At 59.3% G+C, this 20877-nt stretch carries 15 protein-coding genes and 1 pseudogene; 12 read left to right on the top strand and 4 right to left on the bottom strand.

The genetic code is table 11. The features are described from left to right. Positions 1-16: 16 nt before the first annotated feature. Both flgD and flgE read left to right on the top strand, forming a co-directional pair. Positions 17-739, top strand: a complete 723-nt coding sequence (flgD, locus tag ACEN8R_RS17255) for a flagellar hook assembly protein FlgD (RefSeq protein WP_428632868.1) — start codon at positions 17-19, stop codon at positions 737-739. Between the two features lie 31 nt (positions 740-770). Further along, positions 771-2084: a flagellar hook protein FlgE gene (gene flgE, locus ACEN8R_RS17250; RefSeq protein ID WP_064616487.1), complete on the top strand. Its 1314-nt coding sequence runs from the start codon at positions 771-773 to the stop codon at positions 2082-2084. A gap of 226 nt (positions 2085-2310) precedes the next feature. Here flgE and ACEN8R_RS17245 read toward each other — a convergent pair whose 3' ends face one another. Beyond that, positions 2311-5205, bottom strand: coding sequence for a ribonucleoside-diphosphate reductase subunit alpha (locus ACEN8R_RS17245; RefSeq protein ID WP_018926318.1), 2895 nt, complete (start codon positions 5203-5205; stop codon positions 2311-2313). Positions 5206-5943: 738 nt separating this feature from the next. Here ACEN8R_RS17245 and ACEN8R_RS17240 point away from each other — a divergent pair. Both ACEN8R_RS17240 and ACEN8R_RS17235 read left to right on the top strand, forming a co-directional pair. After that, a complete protein-coding gene (locus ACEN8R_RS17240; protein WP_019650367.1) occupies positions 5944-6657 on the top strand; it encodes a response regulator in 714 nt (237 codons plus the stop codon). After that, the gene (locus ACEN8R_RS17235) at positions 6654-8264 is read left to right on the top strand and encodes an ATP-binding protein (protein WP_018926316.1); all 1611 of its coding nucleotides are present in this window, start codon (positions 6654-6656) and stop codon (positions 8262-8264) included. The genes ACEN8R_RS17240 and ACEN8R_RS17235 overlap by 4 nt, the downstream gene beginning before the upstream one ends. Positions 8265-8410: 146 nt before the next feature. Here the strand turns inward: ACEN8R_RS17235 and ACEN8R_RS17230 are convergent, their stop codons facing one another. Then, a complete protein-coding gene (locus ACEN8R_RS17230; protein WP_209435074.1) occupies positions 8411-9136 on the bottom strand; it encodes a 4'-phosphopantetheinyl transferase family protein in 726 nt (241 codons plus the stop codon). Positions 9137-9333: 197 nt separating this feature from the next. Beyond that, a complete protein-coding gene (locus ACEN8R_RS17225; RefSeq protein ID WP_019650369.1) occupies positions 9334-10125 on the bottom strand; it encodes a dienelactone hydrolase family protein in 792 nt (263 codons plus the stop codon). 147 nt (positions 10126-10272) lie between these two features. Here ACEN8R_RS17225 and ACEN8R_RS17220 point away from each other — a divergent pair, with 147 nt between their 5' ends. The 6 genes and pseudogenes from ACEN8R_RS17220 to ACEN8R_RS17195 all read left to right on the top strand — a co-directional run. Then, positions 10273-10875, top strand: a complete 603-nt coding sequence (locus ACEN8R_RS17220) for a membrane protein (protein WP_019581238.1) — start codon at positions 10273-10275, stop codon at positions 10873-10875. 92 nt (positions 10876-10967) lie between these two features. After that, complete coding sequence (locus ACEN8R_RS17215) at positions 10968-11645, top strand: response regulator transcription factor (protein ID WP_018926312.1); 678 nt, start codon at positions 10968-10970, stop codon at positions 11643-11645. Further along, complete coding sequence (locus tag ACEN8R_RS17210; protein ID WP_018926311.1) at positions 11642-12988, top strand: ATP-binding protein; 1347 nt, start codon at positions 11642-11644, stop codon at positions 12986-12988. Before ACEN8R_RS17215 ends, ACEN8R_RS17210 begins: the two co-directional genes overlap by 4 nt. A 443-nt stretch (positions 12989-13431) precedes the next feature. Further along, positions 13432-13791 (top strand): DUF6124 family protein, encoded by a 360-nt coding sequence (locus ACEN8R_RS17205; protein ID WP_138866968.1) that lies wholly within the window; start codon positions 13432-13434, stop codon positions 13789-13791. Positions 13792-14145: 354 nt separating this feature from the next. Then, positions 14146-16404, top strand: a complete 2259-nt coding sequence (locus tag ACEN8R_RS17200; protein ID WP_178114242.1) for a hypothetical protein — start codon at positions 14146-14148, stop codon at positions 16402-16404. Between the two features lie 71 nt (positions 16405-16475). Next, a pseudogene (locus ACEN8R_RS17195) lies at positions 16476-16658 on the top strand (DUF6124 family protein); the annotation flags it as partial. Between the two features lie 202 nt (positions 16659-16860). On the opposite strand, the gene ACEN8R_RS17190 reads toward ACEN8R_RS17195, so the two are convergent. After that, positions 16861-17859, bottom strand: coding sequence for an AraC family transcriptional regulator (locus ACEN8R_RS17190; RefSeq protein ID WP_018926307.1), 999 nt, complete (start codon positions 17857-17859; stop codon positions 16861-16863). 337 nt (positions 17860-18196) lie between these two features. Between ACEN8R_RS17190 and ACEN8R_RS17185 the strand changes: the two genes are divergently transcribed. Next, positions 18197-19531 (top strand): dicarboxylate/amino acid:cation symporter, encoded by a 1335-nt coding sequence (locus tag ACEN8R_RS17185; protein WP_018926306.1) that lies wholly within the window; start codon positions 18197-18199, stop codon positions 19529-19531. 144 nt (positions 19532-19675) lie between these two features. Next, positions 19676-20857, top strand: coding sequence for a CaiB/BaiF CoA transferase family protein (locus ACEN8R_RS17180; protein WP_018926305.1), 1182 nt, complete (start codon positions 19676-19678; stop codon positions 20855-20857). The last annotated feature ends 20 nt before the right edge of the window (positions 20858-20877 follow it).

The following is a 20877-nucleotide window of genomic DNA, read 5'->3' as shown; positions in this document are numbered from 1 at the left end:
TAAGGGGCGACTTTCGATGAGTGTTACCGATACCACCAGCGGCGTAAGCCTCAAGGATGTCCTGGCCAACTCTTCGGTCAAGACCACGACCACCAGTGATGGTCTTTCCGCGGCGACCAGCAGTGCCACCGGCAGCAAGGCATTGGGCAAGGATGCGTTCCTGCAACTGCTGGTCACCCAGCTGAAAAACCAGAACCCGCTCGATCCTCAGGACAACAGCGCGTTCGTAGCCCAGTTGGCGCAGTTCAGTAGCCTGGAAGGCATCACCACGCTGAACGACACCGTCAGCGGTATTGCCGGCAACTACAACTCCTCGCAAGCCTTGCAGGCTTCTTCGCTGGTGGGCCGCTCGGTCATCGCGCAGACCGACAAGGCCGTGGTCGACACCTCCAAGAGCCTCAACGGTACCGTCGTGGTGCCAACATCGGTTTCCGCAGCCACCGTCAAAATCACCAACTCGGCAGGCACGGTCATCCGCACCCTCGACCTGGGCAGTCAAAGCGCCGGCAATGCCAGCTTCATTTGGGACGGCAAGGACAGTTCGGGCGCGGTGGCACCGGCGGGTACTTACACCTTCGGCGCAACGAGCACCATCGACGGCACGAACACCTCACTGATTACTTACCTGCCGGCAACGGTCAACAGCGTGACCATCAGCCAGACCGGCGGTGAGTTGATGTTGAACCTGGCAGGCCTGGGCAGCGTTGCCCTGTCCAAAGTGCAAACCATTGGTCTATAGAGCCGACTAACACGGCACAAAGGAGTGGAATATGTCTTTCAATATCGGCCTTAGCGGTCTCTATGCAGCCAACAAACAACTGGACGTGACCGGCAACAACATCGCCAACGTCGCGACCACCGGTTTCAAATCGTCCCGTGCAGAATTCGAAGACGTGTACTCGGCCACTCGCTTGGGTACCGGCAGCAAGACCATCGGTAACGGCGTGCGCCTGGCCAACGTTTCCCAGCAGTTCAGCCAGGGTGATGTGAACAACACCGGCAACGTGCTGGACATGGGCATTCAGGGCAACGGCTTCTTCATCCTCAGCGACAACGGTTCCCTGAGCTACACCCGTGCCGGTGCGTTCAAGACCGATGCTCAAAACTTTGTGGTCGATAACAACGGCAACCGCTTGCAGGGTTATGGCGTCGATTCCAATGGCAAGATCATCAACGGTGTGTTGACTGACTTGAAGATCGACACCTCGAGCCTGAAGCCGAATCCGACTACCAAGGTTGATCAGACGATGAACCTGAACTCGGCGGAAACCACGCCGACCGTGGCCCCGTTCAGCCCGACCGATACCAACAGCTATAACAAGACCATCTCCACCAAGGTCTACGACAGCCAGGGTAACGAGCACACCATGGATCAGTACTACGTGAAGACGGGTACCAATGCCTGGCGTGTCTATACCTACATGGACGGTCGCTCCCCGGCCAACCCTGCAACCACGCCTCCAGTGCCGATCACCGCTGACATCACTTTCAACTCCGACGGCAGCATTAACACGCTGACGGCGGGTGCCGGCTGGACCCAGACTGGCAACACGTTGACCATGACCGGTTGGGTGCCAGGTGCCATTACCAACGCCGCAACGATTCCTGTGACCTGGGGGCCGAACGGTTCCGTCGCTGCCACTGGCGGTATCGCGTTCAACATGGCGCTGACCACTTCTTACAACTCGCCAACCGCCCGTACCGCCCAATACCAGGACGGCTACGCCACCGGCCAGATCTCCAGCCTGACCATCGACGCCAGCGGCGTCATGACCGCCAACTTCAGCAACCAGCAAACCAAGGCCATCGGCCAGGTGGCTGTGGCGAGCTTCGCCAACGAGCAAGGCTTGCAGCCAATTGGCGGTACGCGCTGGAAAGAAACCTTCGCCTCCGGTGTGGCCGGTGTCGATGCGCCGAAGACCGGTACCCTGGGTTCGGTCGTGTCCAACTCGCTGGAAGAGTCCAACGTCAACCTGACCAACGAACTGGTTGATTTGATCAAGGCGCAGAGCAACTACCAGGCGAACGCCAAGACCATCTCCACCCAGAGCACCATCATGCAGACCATCATTCAGATGACTTGATGCTTGATAGTGCTGCATAAGAAACCCCTCGCAAGAGGGGTTTTTTCATTCTGTAGGAGCGAGGCTTGCCCGCGAAGAATGCACTGCGGTTTTTCAGGTATTACGCGTCATCGTTCTTCGCGGGCAAGCCTCGCTCCTACAAGGCAGAGGCAAAAGAAAACCCCCGACCAGCCAGAGGCTCATCGGGGGTTTCAGGTAAGCGCCCTGGAGCGCCTACCGGCTCAGCTTATTGGCAAGCTTCGCAATCCGGCTCGTCGATGGCGCAGGCCTTCGGCACTGGAGCTGGACCGGCTGGGGCTGCCAGGACCGAGTCGTCACCGTGGTTGCCGCCGCTGGAAACAGCGTTCAGCTTACCGGTGTTGATGGTCGACTTCTCGGTGCTGGTTGCGGCCAGGGCACGGAGGTAGTAGGTGGTTTTCAGACCACGGTACCAGGCCATGCGGTAGGTCACGTCCAGTTTTTTGCCCGAAGCGCCGGCGATGTACAGGTTCAGCGACTGAGCCTGGTCGATCCACTTCTGACGACGGCTGGCGGCGTCGACGATCCACTTGGTGTCCACTTCGAAGGCCGTCGCGTAGAGCTCTTTGAGTTCTTGCGGGATGCGCTCGATCTGCTGCACCGAACCGTCGTAGTACTTCAGGTCGTTGATCATGACCGAGTCCCACAGGCCGCGAGCCTTCAGGTCGCGAACCAGGTACGGGTTGATCACGGTGAATTCGCCCGACAGGTTCGATTTCACATAGAGGTTCTGGTAGGTCGGTTCGATCGACTGCGACACGCCGGTGATGTTGGCGATGGTTGCGGTCGGTGCGATGGCCATGATGTTGGAGTTACGAATGCCTTTCTGCACACGGGCGCGAACCGGTGCCCAGTCCAGGGTTTCGTTCAGGTCAACGTCGATGTACTTCTGGCCACGCTGCTCGATCAGGATCTGTTGCGAATCCAGCGGCAGGATACCTTTGGACCACAGCGAACCCTGGAACGTCTCGTAGGCGCCACGCTCGTCAGCCAGGTCGCAGGAAGCCTGGATCGCGTAGTAGCTGACCGCTTCCATCGACTTGTCGGCGAACTCGACGGCAGCGTCGGAACCGTAAGGGATGTGCTGCAGGTACAGAGCGTCCTGGAAGCCCATGATGCCCAGACCGACCGGACGGTGCTTGAAGTTGGAGTTCTTCGCTTGCGGCACCGAGTAGTAGTTGATGTCGATCACGTTATCGAGCATGCGCACGGCGGTGTTCACGGTGCGTTGCAGCTTGGCGGTGTCCAGCTTGCCGTCGACGATGTGGTTCGGCAGGTTGATCGAGCCCAGGTTGCAAACGGCGATCTCGTCCTTGTTGGTGTTCAAGGTGATCTCGGTGCACAGGTTCGAGCTGTGAACCACGCCCACGTGCTGCTGCGGGCTGCGCAGGTTGCACGGGTCTTTGAAGGTCAGCCATGGGTGGCCGGTTTCAAACAGCATGGACAGCATTTTGCGCCACAGGTCTTTGGCCTGGATGGTCTTGAACAGCTTGACCTTGCCCGGGTACTCGGTCAGGGCTTCGTAGTACTCGTAACGCTCTTCGAAGGCCTTGCCGGTCAGGTCGTGCAGGTCCGGTACTTCGGACGGCGAGAACAGGGTCCACTTGCCGTCATCGAAGACACGCTTCATGAACAGGTCAGGGATCCAGTTGGCGGTGTTCATGTCGTGGGTACGACGACGGTCATCACCGGTGTTCTTGCGCAGTTCGATGAACTCTTCGATGTCCATGTGCCAGGTTTCCAGGTAGGCACAGACAGCGCCTTTGCGCTTGCCACCCTGGTTAACGGCGACGGCGGTGTCGTTCACCACTTTCAGGAACGGCACGACGCCCTGGGATTTGCCGTTGGTGCCCTTGATGTACGAACCCAGCGCCCGAACCGGGGTCCAGTCGTTGCCCAGGCCGCCTGCGAATTTCGACAACATGGCGTTGTCGTGGATCGCGTGGTAAATGCCCGACAGGTCATCCGGCACGGTGGTCAGGTAGCAGCTCGACAGCTGTGGACGCAGGGTACCGGCGTTGAACAGGGTCGGGGTCGAGGACATGTAGTCGAAGGACGACAACAGGTTGTAGAACTCGATCGCACGGTCTTCTTTCTGCTTCTCTTCGATCGCCAGGCCCATGGCCACGCGCATGAAGAAAATCTGTGGCAGTTCGAAGCGGATACCGTCCTTGTGAATGAAGTAACGGTCGTACAGGGTTTGCAGGCCCAGGTACGTGAACTGCTGATCGCGCTCGTGGTTGATCGCCTTGCCGAGTTTTTCCAGGTCGAAGGACGCCAGAACCGGGTTCAGCAATTCGAATTCGATACCTTTGGCGATGTATGCAGGCAGTGCCTTGGCATACAGGTCGACCATTTCGTGGTGGGTCGCGCTGTCGGCGACACCGAGGAAGCCCAGGCCTTCGGCACGCAGGGTGTCCATCAGCAGGCGGGCGGTCACGAACGAGTAGTTCGGCTCACGCTCGACCAGCGTACGGGCGGTCATCACCAGGGCGGTGTTGACGTCGGTCAGGGCCACGCCGTCGTACAGGTTTTTCAGGGTTTCGCGCTGGATCAGCTCGCCGTCGACTTCTTCCAGGCCTTCGCACGCTTCGGTAACGATGGTGTTCAGACGACCCATGTCCAGCGGTGCGAGGCTGCCATCGGCGCGGGTGATGCGGATCGATGGGTGAGCGTTGACGGCTTCTTCGGCAGGGGAGTGCGCTGCGCGCTCTTTGGCGCGGGAGTCACGGTAGATCACATAGTCGCGGGCGACTTTCTGCTCGCCGGCACGCATCAGGGCCAGTTCGACCTGGTCCTGGATTTCTTCGATGTGGATGGTGCCGCCCGAAGGCATGCGACGCTTGAAAGTCGCGGTGACTTGTTCGGTCAGGCGGGCAACGGTGTCGTGGATTCGCGACGAAGCGGCAGCGGTGCCGCCCTCAACTGCGAGAAACGCTTTGGTGATGGCGACGGTGATCTTGTCATCGGTGTAAGGGACGACAGTGCCGTTACGCTTGATCACGCGCAGTTGGCCAGGCGCGGTGGCGGACAGATCCGAATTCGAATCGGCGGCCTGCGGCAAGGTGCCTTGCGGGTTCTCGCGAGTTGTGTCGGTTTGCATGGGGGGTTGTCTCCACATTCTCTATGTTTGTTTGGGCACCATCACGGTGCCCACCGTTCTGTCCTGAAGCACTACAACCGGCGAGGGCCGGGCATACCAACTTCGGGACAGATCAGGAAGGGGGCTATTGGGCGCCGCTTCCATGCCGAAGTCTTTGGTGTCACGCCTTGGGCCTGAAACCGAATTCCGTTTTGAGTGGCAGTAAATGACTGCAACACCCGTACCGTTATCGCCGTTTCGGGCTTAAAAACAGTAGCCATCCGCACACGCGGTTTGGTCTTTCGAAAATACGTTTGGTTCAACCGGAAAGAGGCAATAAAAGCGCTTGAAATCGGTGTCCGGTTTGTGTTTGGTTTTTGGCGTAAAACCCTACATGTAGGGTTTTTTTTGCGCCGAGGTACAAGATAATGCGTTTTGGAGGGTGTTGCAACGTACTACCTGTGGATAAACCTGTGCGTAAATTGTGTGTGAAAGAGGGAACGGGCGTGTAGGCCGCGACCTAGCTGGAGCCGACCATTTTTCACTGATTTTCAGCGACAGAAAACAGTCATCCGGATTTTTAAGGGCGCGAACCCTATCACAAAAAACCGTTGTGTCCGAACGCATTTACCGGCTTGTGTTCCAGACGTGTGGCGTTTATACAATCGGCCCATGCAGATGCATTCTTATCCTCCCCAATCATTACAAAAAGACGGGTGGATCCTTCCTTATTGATGGTGTTGGCAAGCAGAGGTCGTCGTGGAGCAAGAAGCCTGGCAGGTATTGATTGTCGAGGACGACCAGCGTCTGGCCGAACTGACCCGCGATTACCTGGAAGCCAATGGCCTGCGAGTATCGATCGAGGGTAATGGCGCCCTGGCCGCAGCACGCATCATCAAGGAGAAACCGGACCTGGTGATTCTCGACCTGATGCTCCCCGGCGAAGATGGCTTGAGCATTTGCCGCAAGATTCGCGACCGCTATGACGGGCCGATCCTGATGCTCACCGCGCGCACCGATGACACCGATCAGATTCTTGGCCTGGACCTGGGCGCCGACGACTACGTCTGTAAACCGGTGCGTCCACGTTTATTGCTCGCGCGTATTCAAGCCCTGCTGCGCCGCAGCGAAGCCCCGGAGGTGGCCCCGGAAAAACTCCGGCGCCTGCAGTTCGGTCCGTTGGTGGTGGACAATGCATTGCGCGAAGCCTGGCTGCATGACAAAGGCATCGAATTGACCAGTGCCGAGTTCGATCTGCTCTGGCTGCTGGTGGCCAATGCCGGGCGTATTCTGTCCCGCGAAGAAATATTCACCGCGCTGCGCGGTATCGGTTATGACGGCCAGGACCGCTCGATCGACGTGCGCATCTCGCGCATCCGCCCCAAGATCGGCGATGACCCGGAGCATCCGCGGCTGATCAAGACCGTCCGCAGCAAAGGCTATTTGTTCGTGCCGGAAGCCTGCACCCTGTGAACTCGATCTTCCTGCGTATTTATGGCGGCATGTGCGCGGCGCTGATTCTGGTGGCCGTACTCGGCGTGCTGGCGTTGCACCTGCTTAACCAGGTGCGCAGCGAGCAGTACCGCGAGCGCCTGGCCCACGGCACCTTCTCGCTGATGGCCGATAACCTGCAACCGATGAACGAAACCGAGCGCCATCGGGCGTTGCTGTTGTGGGAGCGCTTGCTCGGGATTCCGCTGGCGCTGAAGACGTTCCCCCAGACCGACCTCGACCTGACCCAGCGCACCCGCGTGTTGCACGGCCAGGCCCTGGTGGAGCAGACCGGTCCGCATGCGGCGAAGGTTTATCGCCTGGTCAGCGAAAAGGAGCAGTTGGTGCTCACCGGTGAAGTCCAGCAGATCAGCGAGCAACTGGCGCGGGCGACCATCTACCTGCTGGCCGATGAACTGGTGCGCTACCCGGTGGCCGAGCAGCCCAAGCGTCTGGAGCAGTTAAAGGAAGATAAGGGTTTCGGCTTCGATCTGCGGCTGGTGACGGTTGATGAGGCCGACATGGACGAAGACCAGAGCCGCCGAGTGTCAGAAGGCGACACGGTGATGGCGTTAGGCAAGGGCGGCGATTCGATTCGGGTGTTTGCCGGCATGGTTGGTACGCCGTGGGTGCTGGAAATTGGCCCGTTGTATCAGATGAATCCTTACCCGCCCGAGTGGCTGGTGCTGATCGCGGCCCTTGGCCTGAGCCTGATCGGTTTGATTGTCTATCTGTTGGTGCGGCAACTGGAGCGTCGTTTGCGCGGCCTGGAAGCCGCCGCCACGCGAATTGCCAAGGGCAGCCTGGAAACCCGCGTACCGGCCCGTGGCGCCGACTCGGTGGGGCGGCTGGCCTCGGCGTTCAACGGCATGGCCGAGCACTTGCAGCAATTGTTGGCGATTCAGCGAGAACTGGTGCGTGCCGTGTCCCACGAATTGCGCACACCGGTGGCGCGCCTGCGTTTTGGCCTGGAGATGATCGGCTCGGCCAGCACGCCTGAGGCGCTGGAGAAATACCGCGAGGGCATGGACCACGACATTGAGGATCTCGATCGGTTGGTCGATGAGATGCTCACTTATGCGCGGCTGGAGCAGGGCTCGCCGGCGCTGAATTTCCAGCGGATCGATCTGGATGCGTTGGTCAATCAGGTGATCGAGGAGTTGGCACCGTTGCGCGCCGAGGTCACGGTGCAACGCGGTTTGTGCCTGTCGGCCGCCGATTGCGACGGCGCCTGGGTCGAGGCCGAGCCGCGTTACCTGCACCGGGCGTTGCAGAACCTGGTGAGCAACGCCATGCGCCATGCCCATTCACGGGTGACCGTCAGCTATCAGGTGGGGCAGCAGCGCTGTCGGGTGGATGTCGAGGATGACGGGCCGGGCGTGCCGGAAACCGCGTGGGAGAAAATCTTCACCCCGTTCCTGCGCCTCGACGACAGCCGCACCCGCGCTTCGGGTGGTCATGGGCTGGGGTTGTCGATCGTGAGGCGGATCATCCATTGGCACGACGGGCGAGCGCTGATCAGCAAGAGCAAAAGCCTGGGCGGGGCGTGTTTCAGTTTGAGCTGGCCGAGGAATCAGGAGCGGCGTTGAGGTTGTTGGTGTCAGGGCAATCGCCTTCGCGGGCAAGCCTCGCTCCTACAGATCGGGGGGGGGGCGTTCACCCATTTCGTTATCGACACAAACCCCGTAGGAGCGAGGCTTGCCCGCGAAGAGGCCCTGACAGCCACTACAAACCCTCAGGCCTTGATACTGACCAGACTCAACAACTGCCCATCCATCACCGCAAACTGCGCGTCCAGTTCGGTGCCGCTGCGCCACTCACTGGACAGGTCGGTCAGCAACCGCAACCGCACTTCACCGCCCTCGCTCCACTCCAGCACTTCGGCGTGTTCGAAATAGAAGCGCTTTTGGACGATCGGGTAGAGCGCCTTGAACAGGCTTTCCTTCACCGAAAACGTCAGCGTCACCACCATCGCCAACTGATCGCGAGCCCCGGCGGTCATGCGCTGCAACTCAGGCCCGGTGAGAATCTCTCCGGCCAGGCGTTCGGCCCGTTCTGCGTCGAGCAGGTTTTCCAGGTCCATCCCCAAACCGCGCCAATGGGCCTTGTTCGCGACAATCGCCGCGGCCCGGCCGGTGCTGTGGGTGATCGAACCGGTGATATGCGCTGGCCACACCGGTGCGCGGTCTTCACCAATGGCCGGAATGAAGCTCAGCCCTTCCAGCTGTTGCAATGCGGCCCGAGCGCAAATCCGCCCGGCAAGAAACTCGGCCTGACGCTTGGCCACCGAACGCTGGATGCTCGCGGGCGGCTCGATGGCGCTGCGCTGGAAATCATCGCTGGCCAATTGCTTGGTATCGAAGTGAGTGCCCAGCAGGACCGTATCGGGCAGCACAAACGGCAGCGGCCAATGGGCGTCGAGCGGGGTGCAGCAGGCGGGTAGGGCGGGGACGGGATTCATGACGGGCATTTTGCCGGGTTGCCTTGAGGCTGGGTAGTGGCTGAGGGCTTTTGTGGCGAGGGAGCTTGCTCCCGCTCGGCTGCGTAGCAGTCGTAAAGGCGGCAAACGCGTTGTACCTGACGAAATACGGTTGCAGGTTTTGGGGCTGCTTCGCAGCCCAACGGGGGCAAGCCCCCTCGCCACAGAGGTCTATCTGATCAGCCAAAGATCTTCTTGAAAAACGCCTGCATGTCCGCCCACGATTTCTCATCGGCGGCCTTGTTGTAACCAATGTCCGGCCCGCCATGATCGCCATGGCTCAGACGATCCGCATCAGGGTTGCTGAAGCCATGCTTGGCGCCTTCGAGGCTGACAAATTTATAGTCGGCACCGGCCTTGTCCATTTCCGTCTTGAACGCCGTCACGTTTTCCGCTGTGACCATGCTGTCCAGGGCGCCATGCTCCACCAGGATTTTCGCCTTCACACTGCCAGGCACCGCCGGCGTATTGGTCGCCAGTGCACCGTGGAAACTCACCACGCCCGCCAGCGGCAAGCCCTGGCGTGCGGCATTCAGCACCACTGCGCCGCCGAAGCAATAGCCGATGGCCGCCAGTTTGGCCGGATCGGTCTGTGGCTGTTTCTTCAGCAAATCGAGCCCGGCCTGAAACCGCGCGCTGGCTGCTGCGCTGTCCTTTGTCGCGGCTTGCATGAACGCCATGGCGTCCTTGGGGTGTTCGGTGTTTTTGCCGTCGCCATACATGTCGATCGCCAGTGCGCTGTAGCCCAGACCCGCCAGATCGCGTGCGCGTCGCTTGGCGTAGTCGTTGAGCCCCCACCATTCATGTACCACCACCACACCCGGACGCGGACCTTTAATGGCGTCGTCGTAGGCGTAATAGCCAATCAGCTTGGTGCCATCGGCACTCTGATAGGGAATTTCCTGGGTCTTGATGGCGGCCTGGCTGACCCCGCTCACGGCCAGTAATACAAGGGCGAGCAACACACGCATGGCTGAATCTCCTTATAAACAAACGTCAAGAAAGCGTAGTCGATTTGATTCAGCTCAGGTTCAGAGTGCGTTCAGGGGCTGTACAGGGTGAGGTCAGTAACCTTGCCCCGTACCCAAAAAGCACATAGCGCATGAGGAAGTTCCCCAATGACTACTTTGAAAAAACTGCTCCTGGCTTTCACCGTGATGGGCGCCAGTGTTGCCGCCCACGCCGACACCACCAATTTTGCCGGCCTGACCTTTGGCCAGACCAGCGACAAGGTTAAAAAATCCAGTGCCCTGAACGACAACCTCAACCACCCTAACGCCGACGGTGTGATCGGCAAGGACAACACCTGGGGTTTGCGTGTGGGCCAGCAAGACAGCCAGGGCCGCTACTACGCCACTTACGACAACGTGTCGGGCTCGCATAATGGCATTAAACTGCGTCAGGAAAACCTGCTGGGCAGCTACGATCTGTTTTACCCAGTGGGTGGCAGCACCAAACTGTTCGGCGGTGCCACGGCCGGTTTGACCAAAATGACCCAGGAATCGCCAGGCTTCAGCCGCGACAGCGACATCGGTTACGCCATTGGCGGCCAGGTCGGTGTGTTGCAGCAAGTTACGCAAAACACCTCGGTCGAGCTGGGTTACCGTTACCTGCGTAGCAACGCCAGCACCGAGATGAGCGAGCGCGGCGGCAGCAAACAGGGTTCGCTGGACTTGACCAGCAGCGCCCAGACGTACTTGTCCGCCAACTACGCTTTCTAAACAGCGTTTGGTTGCCAGTCAGTTAAGCCTCGCAACCTGTGGGAGCAGGCTTAACTGACCTTTGGAGATGTTGATTTGCCCCGGAGAGCCTTATGAAATTGCTGGTTGTCGAAGATGAAGCGCTGTTGCGCCATCACCTGCAGACCCGTTTGACGGACAGCGGCCACGTGGTCGAGGCCGTGGCCAACGCCATCGATGCGTTGCATCAGGCCGAGCAGTTCAACCATGACCTGGCGGTGATCGACCTCGGTCTGCCGGGCATGGGCGGGCTCGACCTGATTCGTCAGCTGCGCTCCCAAGGCAAGACGTTTCCGATCCTGATCCTCACCGCGCGCGGCAACTGGCAAGACAAGGTCGAAGGCCTCGCCGCCGGTGCCGACGACTACGTGGTCAAGCCGTTCCAGTTCGAAGAGCTGGACGCCCGGCTCAATGCCTTGCTGCGTCGCTCCAGCGGTTTCACCCAGTCGACCATCGTCGCCGGTCCCTTGCTGTTGGACCTCAATCGCAAACAGGCGTCCCTCGATGACCAGCCGCTGGCGCTGACCGCCTACGAATACCGGATCCTCGAATACCTGATGCGCCATCACCAGCAAGTGGTGGCCAAGGACCGCTTGATGGAGCAGCTCTACCCGGATGACGACGAGCGCGATCCAAATGTGATCGAAGTGCTGGTGGGCCGCTTGCGTCGCAAACTCGAAGGCCCGGCCGGGTTCAAGCCGATCGATACCGTGCGTGGCCTCGGCTACCTGTTCAATGAGCGCTGCACTTGATTCGTTCCCTTCGTGTCCGCTTGATGCTCGCCGCCACCACCCTGGCGGTGTTGTTCATGCTGGCGTTACTGCCGGCGATGCAGGGCGCGTTCAGCCTGGCGTTGCAGGACTCCATCGAGCAGCGCCTGGCGTCGGACGTCACCACGCTGATCTCCGCCGCCCGGGTGGATAACAACCGCTTGCAAATGCCGGCGCAGTTGCCCGATGAGCGTTTCAACCTCGCCGACAGCCGATTGCTCGGCTACATCTATGACCGCGAAGGTCACCTGGTCTGGCGCTCGAAGGCCACCCAGGAAGAGAACATCAACTACAAGCCGCGTTACGACGGACGCGGCAACGAGTTCGCGAGGATTCGCGAGGCCAATGGTGAAGAGTTTTTCGTCTATGACGTCGAGGTCAAGCTGCTCGGCGGCAAAAGCGCGGCGTTCAGCATCGTCGCGCTGCAACCGGTGCGCGAATACGAAGCCACCCTCGAAGGCCTGCGGGAAAACCTCTACCTGGGCTTCGGTGCCGCGCTGCTGGTGTTGCTCGTTTTGCTCTGGGTTGGCCTGACCTGGGGCTTGCAGGCGTTGAGCCGACTGAGCCAGGAGCTGGACCAGATCGAAAGCGGCACCCGCGAAAGCCTCAGCGAACAACACCCGCGTGAACTGCTGCGCCTGACCGGCTCGCTCAACCGTTTGCTGCACAGCGAGCGTGAACAGCGCAGCCGTTACCGCGACTCCCTCGACGACCTGGCCCACAGCCTGAAAACCCCGCTGGCGGTGTTGCAAGGGGTCAGCGAAGACATGGCGCAAAAGCCGCAAGAGCGCGATCAGGCCTGGGTGCTGCAAACCCAGATCGAACGCATGAGCCAGCAGATCAGCTATCAACTGCAACGGGCCAGCCTGCGCAAAAGTGGTCTGGTGCGCCATCAGGTACGCTTACGCCCGGTGCTGCAAAGCCTCTGCGACACCCTGGACAAGGTCTACCGCGACAAACGCGTGCGGGTCGCCTTCGATCTGCCGGATCAGTGCTACGTACCGATCGAGCAGGGCGCCTTGCTGGAAATGATGGGCAACCTGCTGGAAAACGCCTATCGCCTGTGCCTGAACGAAGTACGCATCAGCGTGCGCGAAACCCTCAGTAGCATTGAGCTTTGCATTGAAGACGATGGCCCCGGTGTACCACCGGACCAACGCGCACGGATTCTCGAGCGCGGCGAGCGGCTGGACCGCCAGCATCCGGGGCAGGGGATTGGCTTGGCGGTGGTCAAGGACATCATCGAAAGCTACAGCGCCAAGCTGACGCTGGGGGATTCGCCGATGGGCGGCGCGGCGTTCCGGATTCATTTTCCGGTGGTTTGATGTAGGGGCTTGGCCGAAAAGATCGCAGCCTCGTTGCACTCGACAGCTCCTACAGGGATTTGCGTCCACCTGTAGGAGCTGTCGAGTGCAACGAGGCTGCGATCTTTTGATTTTAAACGTGGATGTTTAAAAGACATCTCCAGACACTCACCCAGGCTACACATCCTTGCGCCGCTGCCTACGACTACGCCAGAATCCGCCGGCTAGTGCGCCTTGAGGCCGGCCTATATCGTTTCCGGGTCGCTGACCAATCAGTGATCGGGTCTCGCAGCCCGTGTATCTCTAGACGCACAACATCCTCCGTTCATGTTATGGCGGCTGTACGTGGGAGACCTTCGGGTCTGCCGGTTCTAGAGTCCCGGTCTGCGACCCGCGTATAGCTGCCACCTTCTTTCGTCTCGCAGCGAACAGTGGCGGCTCCATGACTCTAGGAGGCTTTATCCATGTTCAAACCAACACCTAATCCACCAGCACCCGACGACGTCTCCCCCTACGAATCCCTCGATTCCAAAAAACTCCACGAAGCCGCCGACCGCGCCCTCGACCACTACCTCAAACCACCCACTCCCAAAGACACCAAGCGCAAACCCAGCACCATTTACCATGTCGGTGCGAAGGTCGATAACGAAACCCTGCTGGTCAACGCCTGCGAATCCCTGGCATCGGCGAGCGTGATGCTCAGTGAGTTCGCCGGGTTGATGGACATGCCCCATCGCAACATGATGTTGGGGATTCAATCGGTGGTCATGCTCGGTGAGTTGGCCGTCAACCGGGTGCTGGATAACCTCGATCCTCAGAACTGATTGATCCATTGTGGCGAGGGAGCTTGCTCCCGCCGGCCGATCCGCGTCCGGGCGCAGCAGTCGCAACACCGGTGTATGCGGTGTACCTGAAAACCTGCGATTGCAGATTTTGGGACCGCTTCGCAACCTAGCGGGACGGTGCGGCGATCCGACAAGCTCCCTCGCCACAACAGCATCTGTGCATGAGCAAAATGAGAAACGACCTGAGAGGGCCGTTTTTTTTGCTTGGATAAGCCAACGACGGTATTCATTCTGCCGACCGCTCGTCGCTACTGTCAGATCTGACAGTAGCGAGTTCCGCTACTACCGCGTTCTGATTGCGCAGACCCTCCATCACATAGCGAGCACTGCGCCATGAACAGTCCTGTCCCGGTTTCGATTGACGTTTTCACCGTCACACGTCCGCATATTCTGCTGAAGACTGACCTGATCTCTCATCCGGAGGCGCATATCGGGCTGTCCATCGTTAATCACTACAGGGATTCGAAGGGTGTACTGGTGCTGTTGGGGACTTGGCTTGAGCAGGCTAAGTATGAAACCGTAAATCTATACGTGAATGACAACTCCAACCCGGTTGCCAGCGAAATCGTCATGGATTCCAGCGCAGCGGTGGAGTTGCGCCTGCCGATGGGCCTACTGGTGGAGGGCGTCAACACCTTCTACTGCACGGTCGAGCGTCTTTCTGGCAACATCGAAAAGTCGCAGGAGTTGAAAGTGCTCTACTTCGTCTACGCGCCGGGCGGCGATGACCCGGTCGTGGGCGGGGGGCATTCTGCACTGGGCATCAGCGTCAGCCCGACCAGCGTGGATGCCGCGCAGGCGGCGCAGGGTGTGATCCTGACCCTGGATTGGCCCCATAAGCATCTTTATGACCTGGTGACCGTCGATTGCGGTGGCGTCCCGCTGACCCACCGGATCGAACCGACGCCGCTGGATCCCGTCCCCGACCTGACAAAGCCGCTGGTTCTTACCCTGTACACCCAGCATTTCGCGAACGACCCGAATAACTCGCAGTTCCCGATCAGGTACAACGTCATCAGCCAGACGAACAACTTCTCGGGCACGACGCATCTGGGGCAGTTCGATGCACGGGATCATTGGTCGGTGCCTTGCCTGATCGATGTCCACCTCGATCGTAAAGAACTGGAGATGCCGATCCTTCGAGAAATCCTGACTGAGAACAATGACGACCCGACCATCGTCGATCTGGACAAGTTGAAGGGGGGGCCGTTGTGGGCCTTGGTTCATCTGATCGATGCGATCTGGGACGTGGGTGATGAGATCCATCTGATGTTCACCGCGCTGGTGAATGGCAGTCCGGTTGCCAGCCATGAAGCAACGCTGCCGATCACGCAGGTACCGGGGCAATTCGCTTGGGACATTCCCAATGACAAGGTTATTGTCGACAGTATTGTGAGTGTTCGTTTTGAGCAGATCCGCGGGGGCAAGGTTATCGGTGTTTCCAAAGTGGCCGAGGCGCAGGTCATTGGCGAAGGCACCATCAAGTTATTACCGCCGAAACTGGTTGCACCGGCCGTCAGTCCCATCGACTTATGGCTTTATTCGAATGGTGTCACCGTGCGTATCGAGTATCTGGACGCCCGTGCCGGTGACAAGGCTCAGTTGATCGAAATCAACCCGCCTGCCGGTGCCACGCCATTTCCAGTGGTGGCTTTCAACACGAACAAGCGGACGAACACCGTCCTGACCCAGGCATTTCTTGCGGAGCGGCAAGGGAGCCAACTGAGGTTTCGCTGGGTGTTGATTCGGGGCGGCAAGGAGATTGCCCGGTCAGGGTCGTTGCTGGTGACTGTTGCACGGATTGAGGACGGCGATGCCCGTTTGCCGGTAGCGGAAATTCTGCAGGCGAAGGCGGGTGGACTAAATCTCGATGATTTTGATCTCGATGGTACCGTCCGACTTCTCCCATGGGTATTTATAGCGATCGGGCAGAGTATTAATGTGACGGTCGTGGATAGAAATCATGCACCGCTTCCGGTTTTGCAGAACCACCGTATAACAGAACAGGACGTGACAAACGGATTGACCCAGGCAATATCGCGTCCATGGCTCGATGCGTTATTTGATAATGCCGAAATAACACTCAAGGTCGAGGTAACAGTCGGCGGTCATACCGTTGTCTTCAAGGACGTTAACTACATCGTCAGCCTTCGATCGTATGCCGGCTCTGAAGACTTCGAAAGTTCACCTCTGATTGGTTTTAACCCCGGCTCCGTACATAAGTTTGCAAGTGGAATAACGCTAAAGTCACTGGGCGGAATTGTTCATTTGACGAATGTTCATACCACCGACAGAAACTACACGTCGCTACTCGGACGCGTCACGCTGAACATGCTAGGCACGGTTGAAATCACCCTTCCGGGTTTAGCCAGTCATGTCAGCTTTTTGTTCGTTTCGCACCAGTTGCACGAAGAGAATGCAGTCGTTTATATGGATGAACGAGGCAATGTCATTGGCACGATGCCATTGCCTTATACGAGTCTCTACCAATACGCCTATGTCAGTTTCAGTGCGCCGGGCAAGAGCAGAATAAAATCAATCATTATTCGTAATAGAGATGACATGTACGTCGACAAATTCGAGGTGAGGTAGATAAGGCACTTCGGTGCGCCGGGTTCTAGAGTCCTGGTCTGCTAACCAGGGTACAGCTGCCACCTCTTTTTGATAACGAAACCCTGCTGGTCAACGCCTGCGAATCCCGGGCGTCAGCCAGCGGGATGCTCTGTGAGTTCGCCGGGCTGATGGACATGCCCCATCGCAACATGATGTTGGGGATTCAATCGGTGGTCATGCTCGGTGAGCTGGCCGTCAACCGGGTGCTGGATAACCTCGATCCACAAGGCTGACGAAAGTCTGTGGTGAGAGCACTTATTGTGGCGAGGGAGCTTGTCGGATCGCCGCACCGTCCCGCTCGGCTGCGCAGCAGTCGCAAAACCGGTGTATGCGGTGCACCTGAAACCTGCGGTTGCAGATTTTGGGGTCGCTTCGCAGCCCAGCGGGAGCAAGCTCCCTCGCCACAACAGCATGGCTGCCTGCAAAGTTGTGAAATCAGTTCTCCTGCGCCCGATAAGCCCCCGGCGTCAACCCCGTCCACTTCTTGAACGCCCGATGAAACGCCGAAGGTTCGGAAAACCCCAACTGCTCGGCAATCTGTTGCAACGATAGATCCGCCCGCCCCAGGTGATAAATCGCGATGTCCCGGCGTAACTGATCCTTCAATTCCTGAAAACTCGTGCCTTCCTCACGCAAATGCCGACGCAAGGTTTGTGGGCTGATGTGCAGGTGCGCCGCCACTGCTTCCAGGTCCGGCCAGCGTGCACTGTCGCGGCTGAGCAAGCGCCGCAATTGGCTGCTCAGGCTGTCGCCTTCGTCGGGGCGTGACAGCAGGTCGGCGGGGGAGCGCTCGAGAAAGTGCTTGAGAGTTCGTTCGTCCTGCAACAGCGGCATGTTCAGGTAGCGGCTGTGGAACAGCAGGCTACTCTGAGTAGTATCGAACGTTAGCGGGCAGGAAAACAGCAAGTCGTATTCGGCCCCGTGCTCGGGCCTCGGGTAGCTGAATGTGGCGTGTTCCAGACGAATGCGTTGGCCGATCAGCCAGCTGCCGAACCGATGCCAGATCACCAGCAGGCTTTCGCTGAGGAAGTGGTCCGGGTCCCACAGCGGCGAATCGTCGAGGCTCAGGCGAATCATCTCGCCTTCGCGGCTCAGGGTCAGACGCGGCGCCCCGGGAAACAGGCTGTAAAACAACAGGCCGCGATTGAGTGCTTTCTCCAGCGTGCGGCAGTGGATCACCGCATGGCACATCATCGCGAAGCTGCCGGGTTTGCTCGGGGCCTGCCCGAAGCCCAGGTATTCGTCGTCCAGGGCCAGCCACAATCCCTGGATCAAGCGGGTGAACTGTTCAGGCGCGATTCGGGCGCGCGGTTCTTCAAGCAACTCGGGGCTGATCCCCAGTTGCTGCAGCAGGCTCGAATAGTCGTAGCCACGTCGGCGCGCGCCGCCGAGGGCGGCACGGGCGAAATGGCTGGCGATGGTGCGTTCACGCATGGGGCAGGTCCGTCCACTGAGCAATGGATGGTAGCGGTGCCCATCGACGATGAACAAGGCGGATATCCGCCAAATTGCAGGACGAGGTCAGGTGGGTTGGCGGAAATCCGCCACATGGTGGTAACTGGTTGGTGACCAAAAGAAACCTGTAACCCTTGATGTCAAAAGGCTCGCAGGCTTTTTGGCGAATGTGGCACGGGCCTTGCGATACAACCAGCAGATGCCTGCCGTTGCGCAGCTCGACAAAACAAATCCCTCCAGTGCAGGAGGGTTCGCAATTGAAGTGTCTTGGGCAACAGATGGATGTTGTCACCGGGCGCTCTTGAGGAACTTTGCAATGACGACTCGTCAGCCACTGTACAAATCCCTGTATTTCCAGGTGATCGTTGCCATCGCCATCGGCATCCTGCTCGGTCACTTCTACCCGCAGACCGGTGTAGCCCTCAAGCCGTTGGGTGACGGGTTCATCAAACTGATCAAAATGATCATCGCTCCCATCATTTTCTGCACCGTCGTCAGCGGTATCGCGGGCATGCAGAACATGAAGTCGGTTGGCAAGACCGGCGGTTACGCGCTGCTCTACTTCGAAATCGTTTCGACCATTGCACTGCTGGTCGGTCTGGTGGTGGTCAACATTGTGCAGCCGGGTAACGGCATGCACATCGATGTCACCACGCTGGATGCCTCCAAAATCGCAACCTACGTGGCTGCCGGTGCGGATCAAAGCGTCGTTGGCTTCCTGCTGAACGTGATCCCGACCACCATCTTCGGTGCGTTCGCCACGGGCGATATCCTGCAAGTGCTGATGTTCTCGGTGATCTTCGGTTTCGCCCTGCATCGCCTGGGTGCCTACGGCAAGCCGATCCTGGACTTCATCGACCGTTTCGCCCACGTGATGTTCAACATCATCAACATGATCATGAAGCTCGCGCCGCTCGGTGCCTTGGGTGCCATGGCGTTCACCATCGGTGCTTATGGCGTTGGCTCGCTGGTGCAACTCGGTCAATTGATGGCCTGCTTCTACATCACCTGCCTGCTGTTCATTCTGGTGGTGCTGGGTGGTATTGCTCGTGCTCACGGCTTCAGCGTTCTGAAAGTGATCCGCTACATCCGTGAAGAGCTGTTGATCGTGCTGGGTACTTCCTCTTCGGAGTCGGTACTGCCACGCATGCTGATCAAAATGGAGCGTCTGGGGGCGCAGAAATCCGTGGTAGGTCTGGTGATCCCGACCGGCTACTCGTTCAACCTCGACGGTACGGCGATCTACCTGACCATGGCGGCAGTGTTCATTGCTCAGGCCACCGACACCCACATGGACATCACTCACCAGATCACTCTGCTGGTGGTGTTGCTGCTGTCCTCCAAAGGCGCTGCCGGCGTGACCGGTAGTGGCTTCATCGTACTGGCCGCTACCTTGTCCGCTGTTGGCCACCTGCCGGTTGCCGGCCTGGCGCTGATCCTGGGTATCGACCGTTTCATGTCCGAAGCCCGCGCGTTGACCAACCTGATCGGTAACGCGGTTGCCACCATTGTTGTGGCCAAGTGGGTCAAGGAACTCGACACCGACGTGCTGCAATCCGAGCTGGCCTCGGGCGGTCGTGGCATTGCCGACGAGCCTAAAGATGATGTTTTGGGCCACGTCGAAGGGGCAACCCCGACGAACGCCAAGTAAGCCTTGTTGTAAATGAAAAACCCGCTTCGGCGGGTTTTTTGTTGCCTGCGATTTGAGCGTAACGGTCAGTGTCACTGGCACATAAGGTGATTGCTGCAATGTCCCGGGCTGCCTAGGCTTGGGGGACTGCACTGGAGAACGCTCATGCTCGGTCCACTGGCATCACTCAAGGTTCTGGATTTCTCGACATTGTTGCCGGGGCCGTTCGCCTCGTTGCTGTTGGCGGACATGGGCGCCGAGGTGCTGCGCATCGAATCGCCGACCCGCACGGATTTGCTGCGGGTGCTGCCGCCCCATGATCAGGGGGTGTCGGCCAGCCACGCCTACCTCAATCGCAACAAGCGCAGCCTGGCGCTGGACCTCAAGCAGCCTGAGGCGCTGGAGGTGATCAAGCAATTGCTTGCGGACTACGACATTGTGCTGGAGCAGTTCCGCCCTGGCGTGATGGAACGGCTGGGCCTGGGGTATGAAGCCTTGAAGGCGATCAATCCACGGTTGATTTATGTGTCGATCACCGGCTACGGCCAGACCGGCCCTTACAAGGACCGCGCCGGACACGACATCAACTACCTGGCGCTGGCGGGGCTTTCGAGCTACACCGGCCGCGCCGACAGCGGCCCGTTGCCGTTGGGTATGCAGGTGGCAGATGTCGCGGGCGGTTCGTTGCATGGGGTGATCGGGCTGCTGGCAGCGGTGATCGCGCGGCAGCAGACCGGGCAGGGACAGCATCTGGATGTGAGCATGACTGACTGCGCCTTCAGCCTGAACGCCATGGCCGGTGCCGGCTACCTGGCCTGCGGCGTTGAGCCGGGCAGGGAAGACCAGATGCTCAACGGCGGCAGCTTCTACGATTACTACCGGTCGCGCGATGGCCGTTGGTTGTCGGTGGGCAGTCTGGAACCGGGGTTCATGCAGCAACTGTGCACGGTGCTCGGCCGTCCGGAACTGGCGGCCGAGGGACTGTCGTCCGACCCCGCCCGGCAACGGGCGCTCAAGGATGCGCTGAACATTGAATTCGAAAAACACGACTTTGCCTGGCTGTGTGAGCTATTTGCCGGGGCCGATGCGTGTGTCGAGCCGGTGTTGAGCCTGGGCGAAGCGGTCGGGCATCCGCAGTTGCAGGCGCGGGAACTGGTGGCTGAGGTGCCGCGGGGCGATGGCTCGACCCAGGCGCAGATGGCCTGTCCGTTGAAGTTTTCAGCGGGGTTGCCTGAGCCGCGGCACATAGGCGCCCGGCTGGGGCAGCATACGGATCAGGTGTTGGGGGAGTTGGGGTTTAGTGTTGAGCGGATTGAAGCGTTGCGGCGGGCCAAGGTAGTTGTCTAGCGTCTGTCCCGGCCGAAACT

It is taken from the genome of Pseudomonas sp. Pseusp15 (assembly GCF_059492165.1).
The sequence above is the reverse complement of the archived record's forward strand: the minus strand, read 5'-3'. Positions and strand labels throughout refer to the sequence as shown.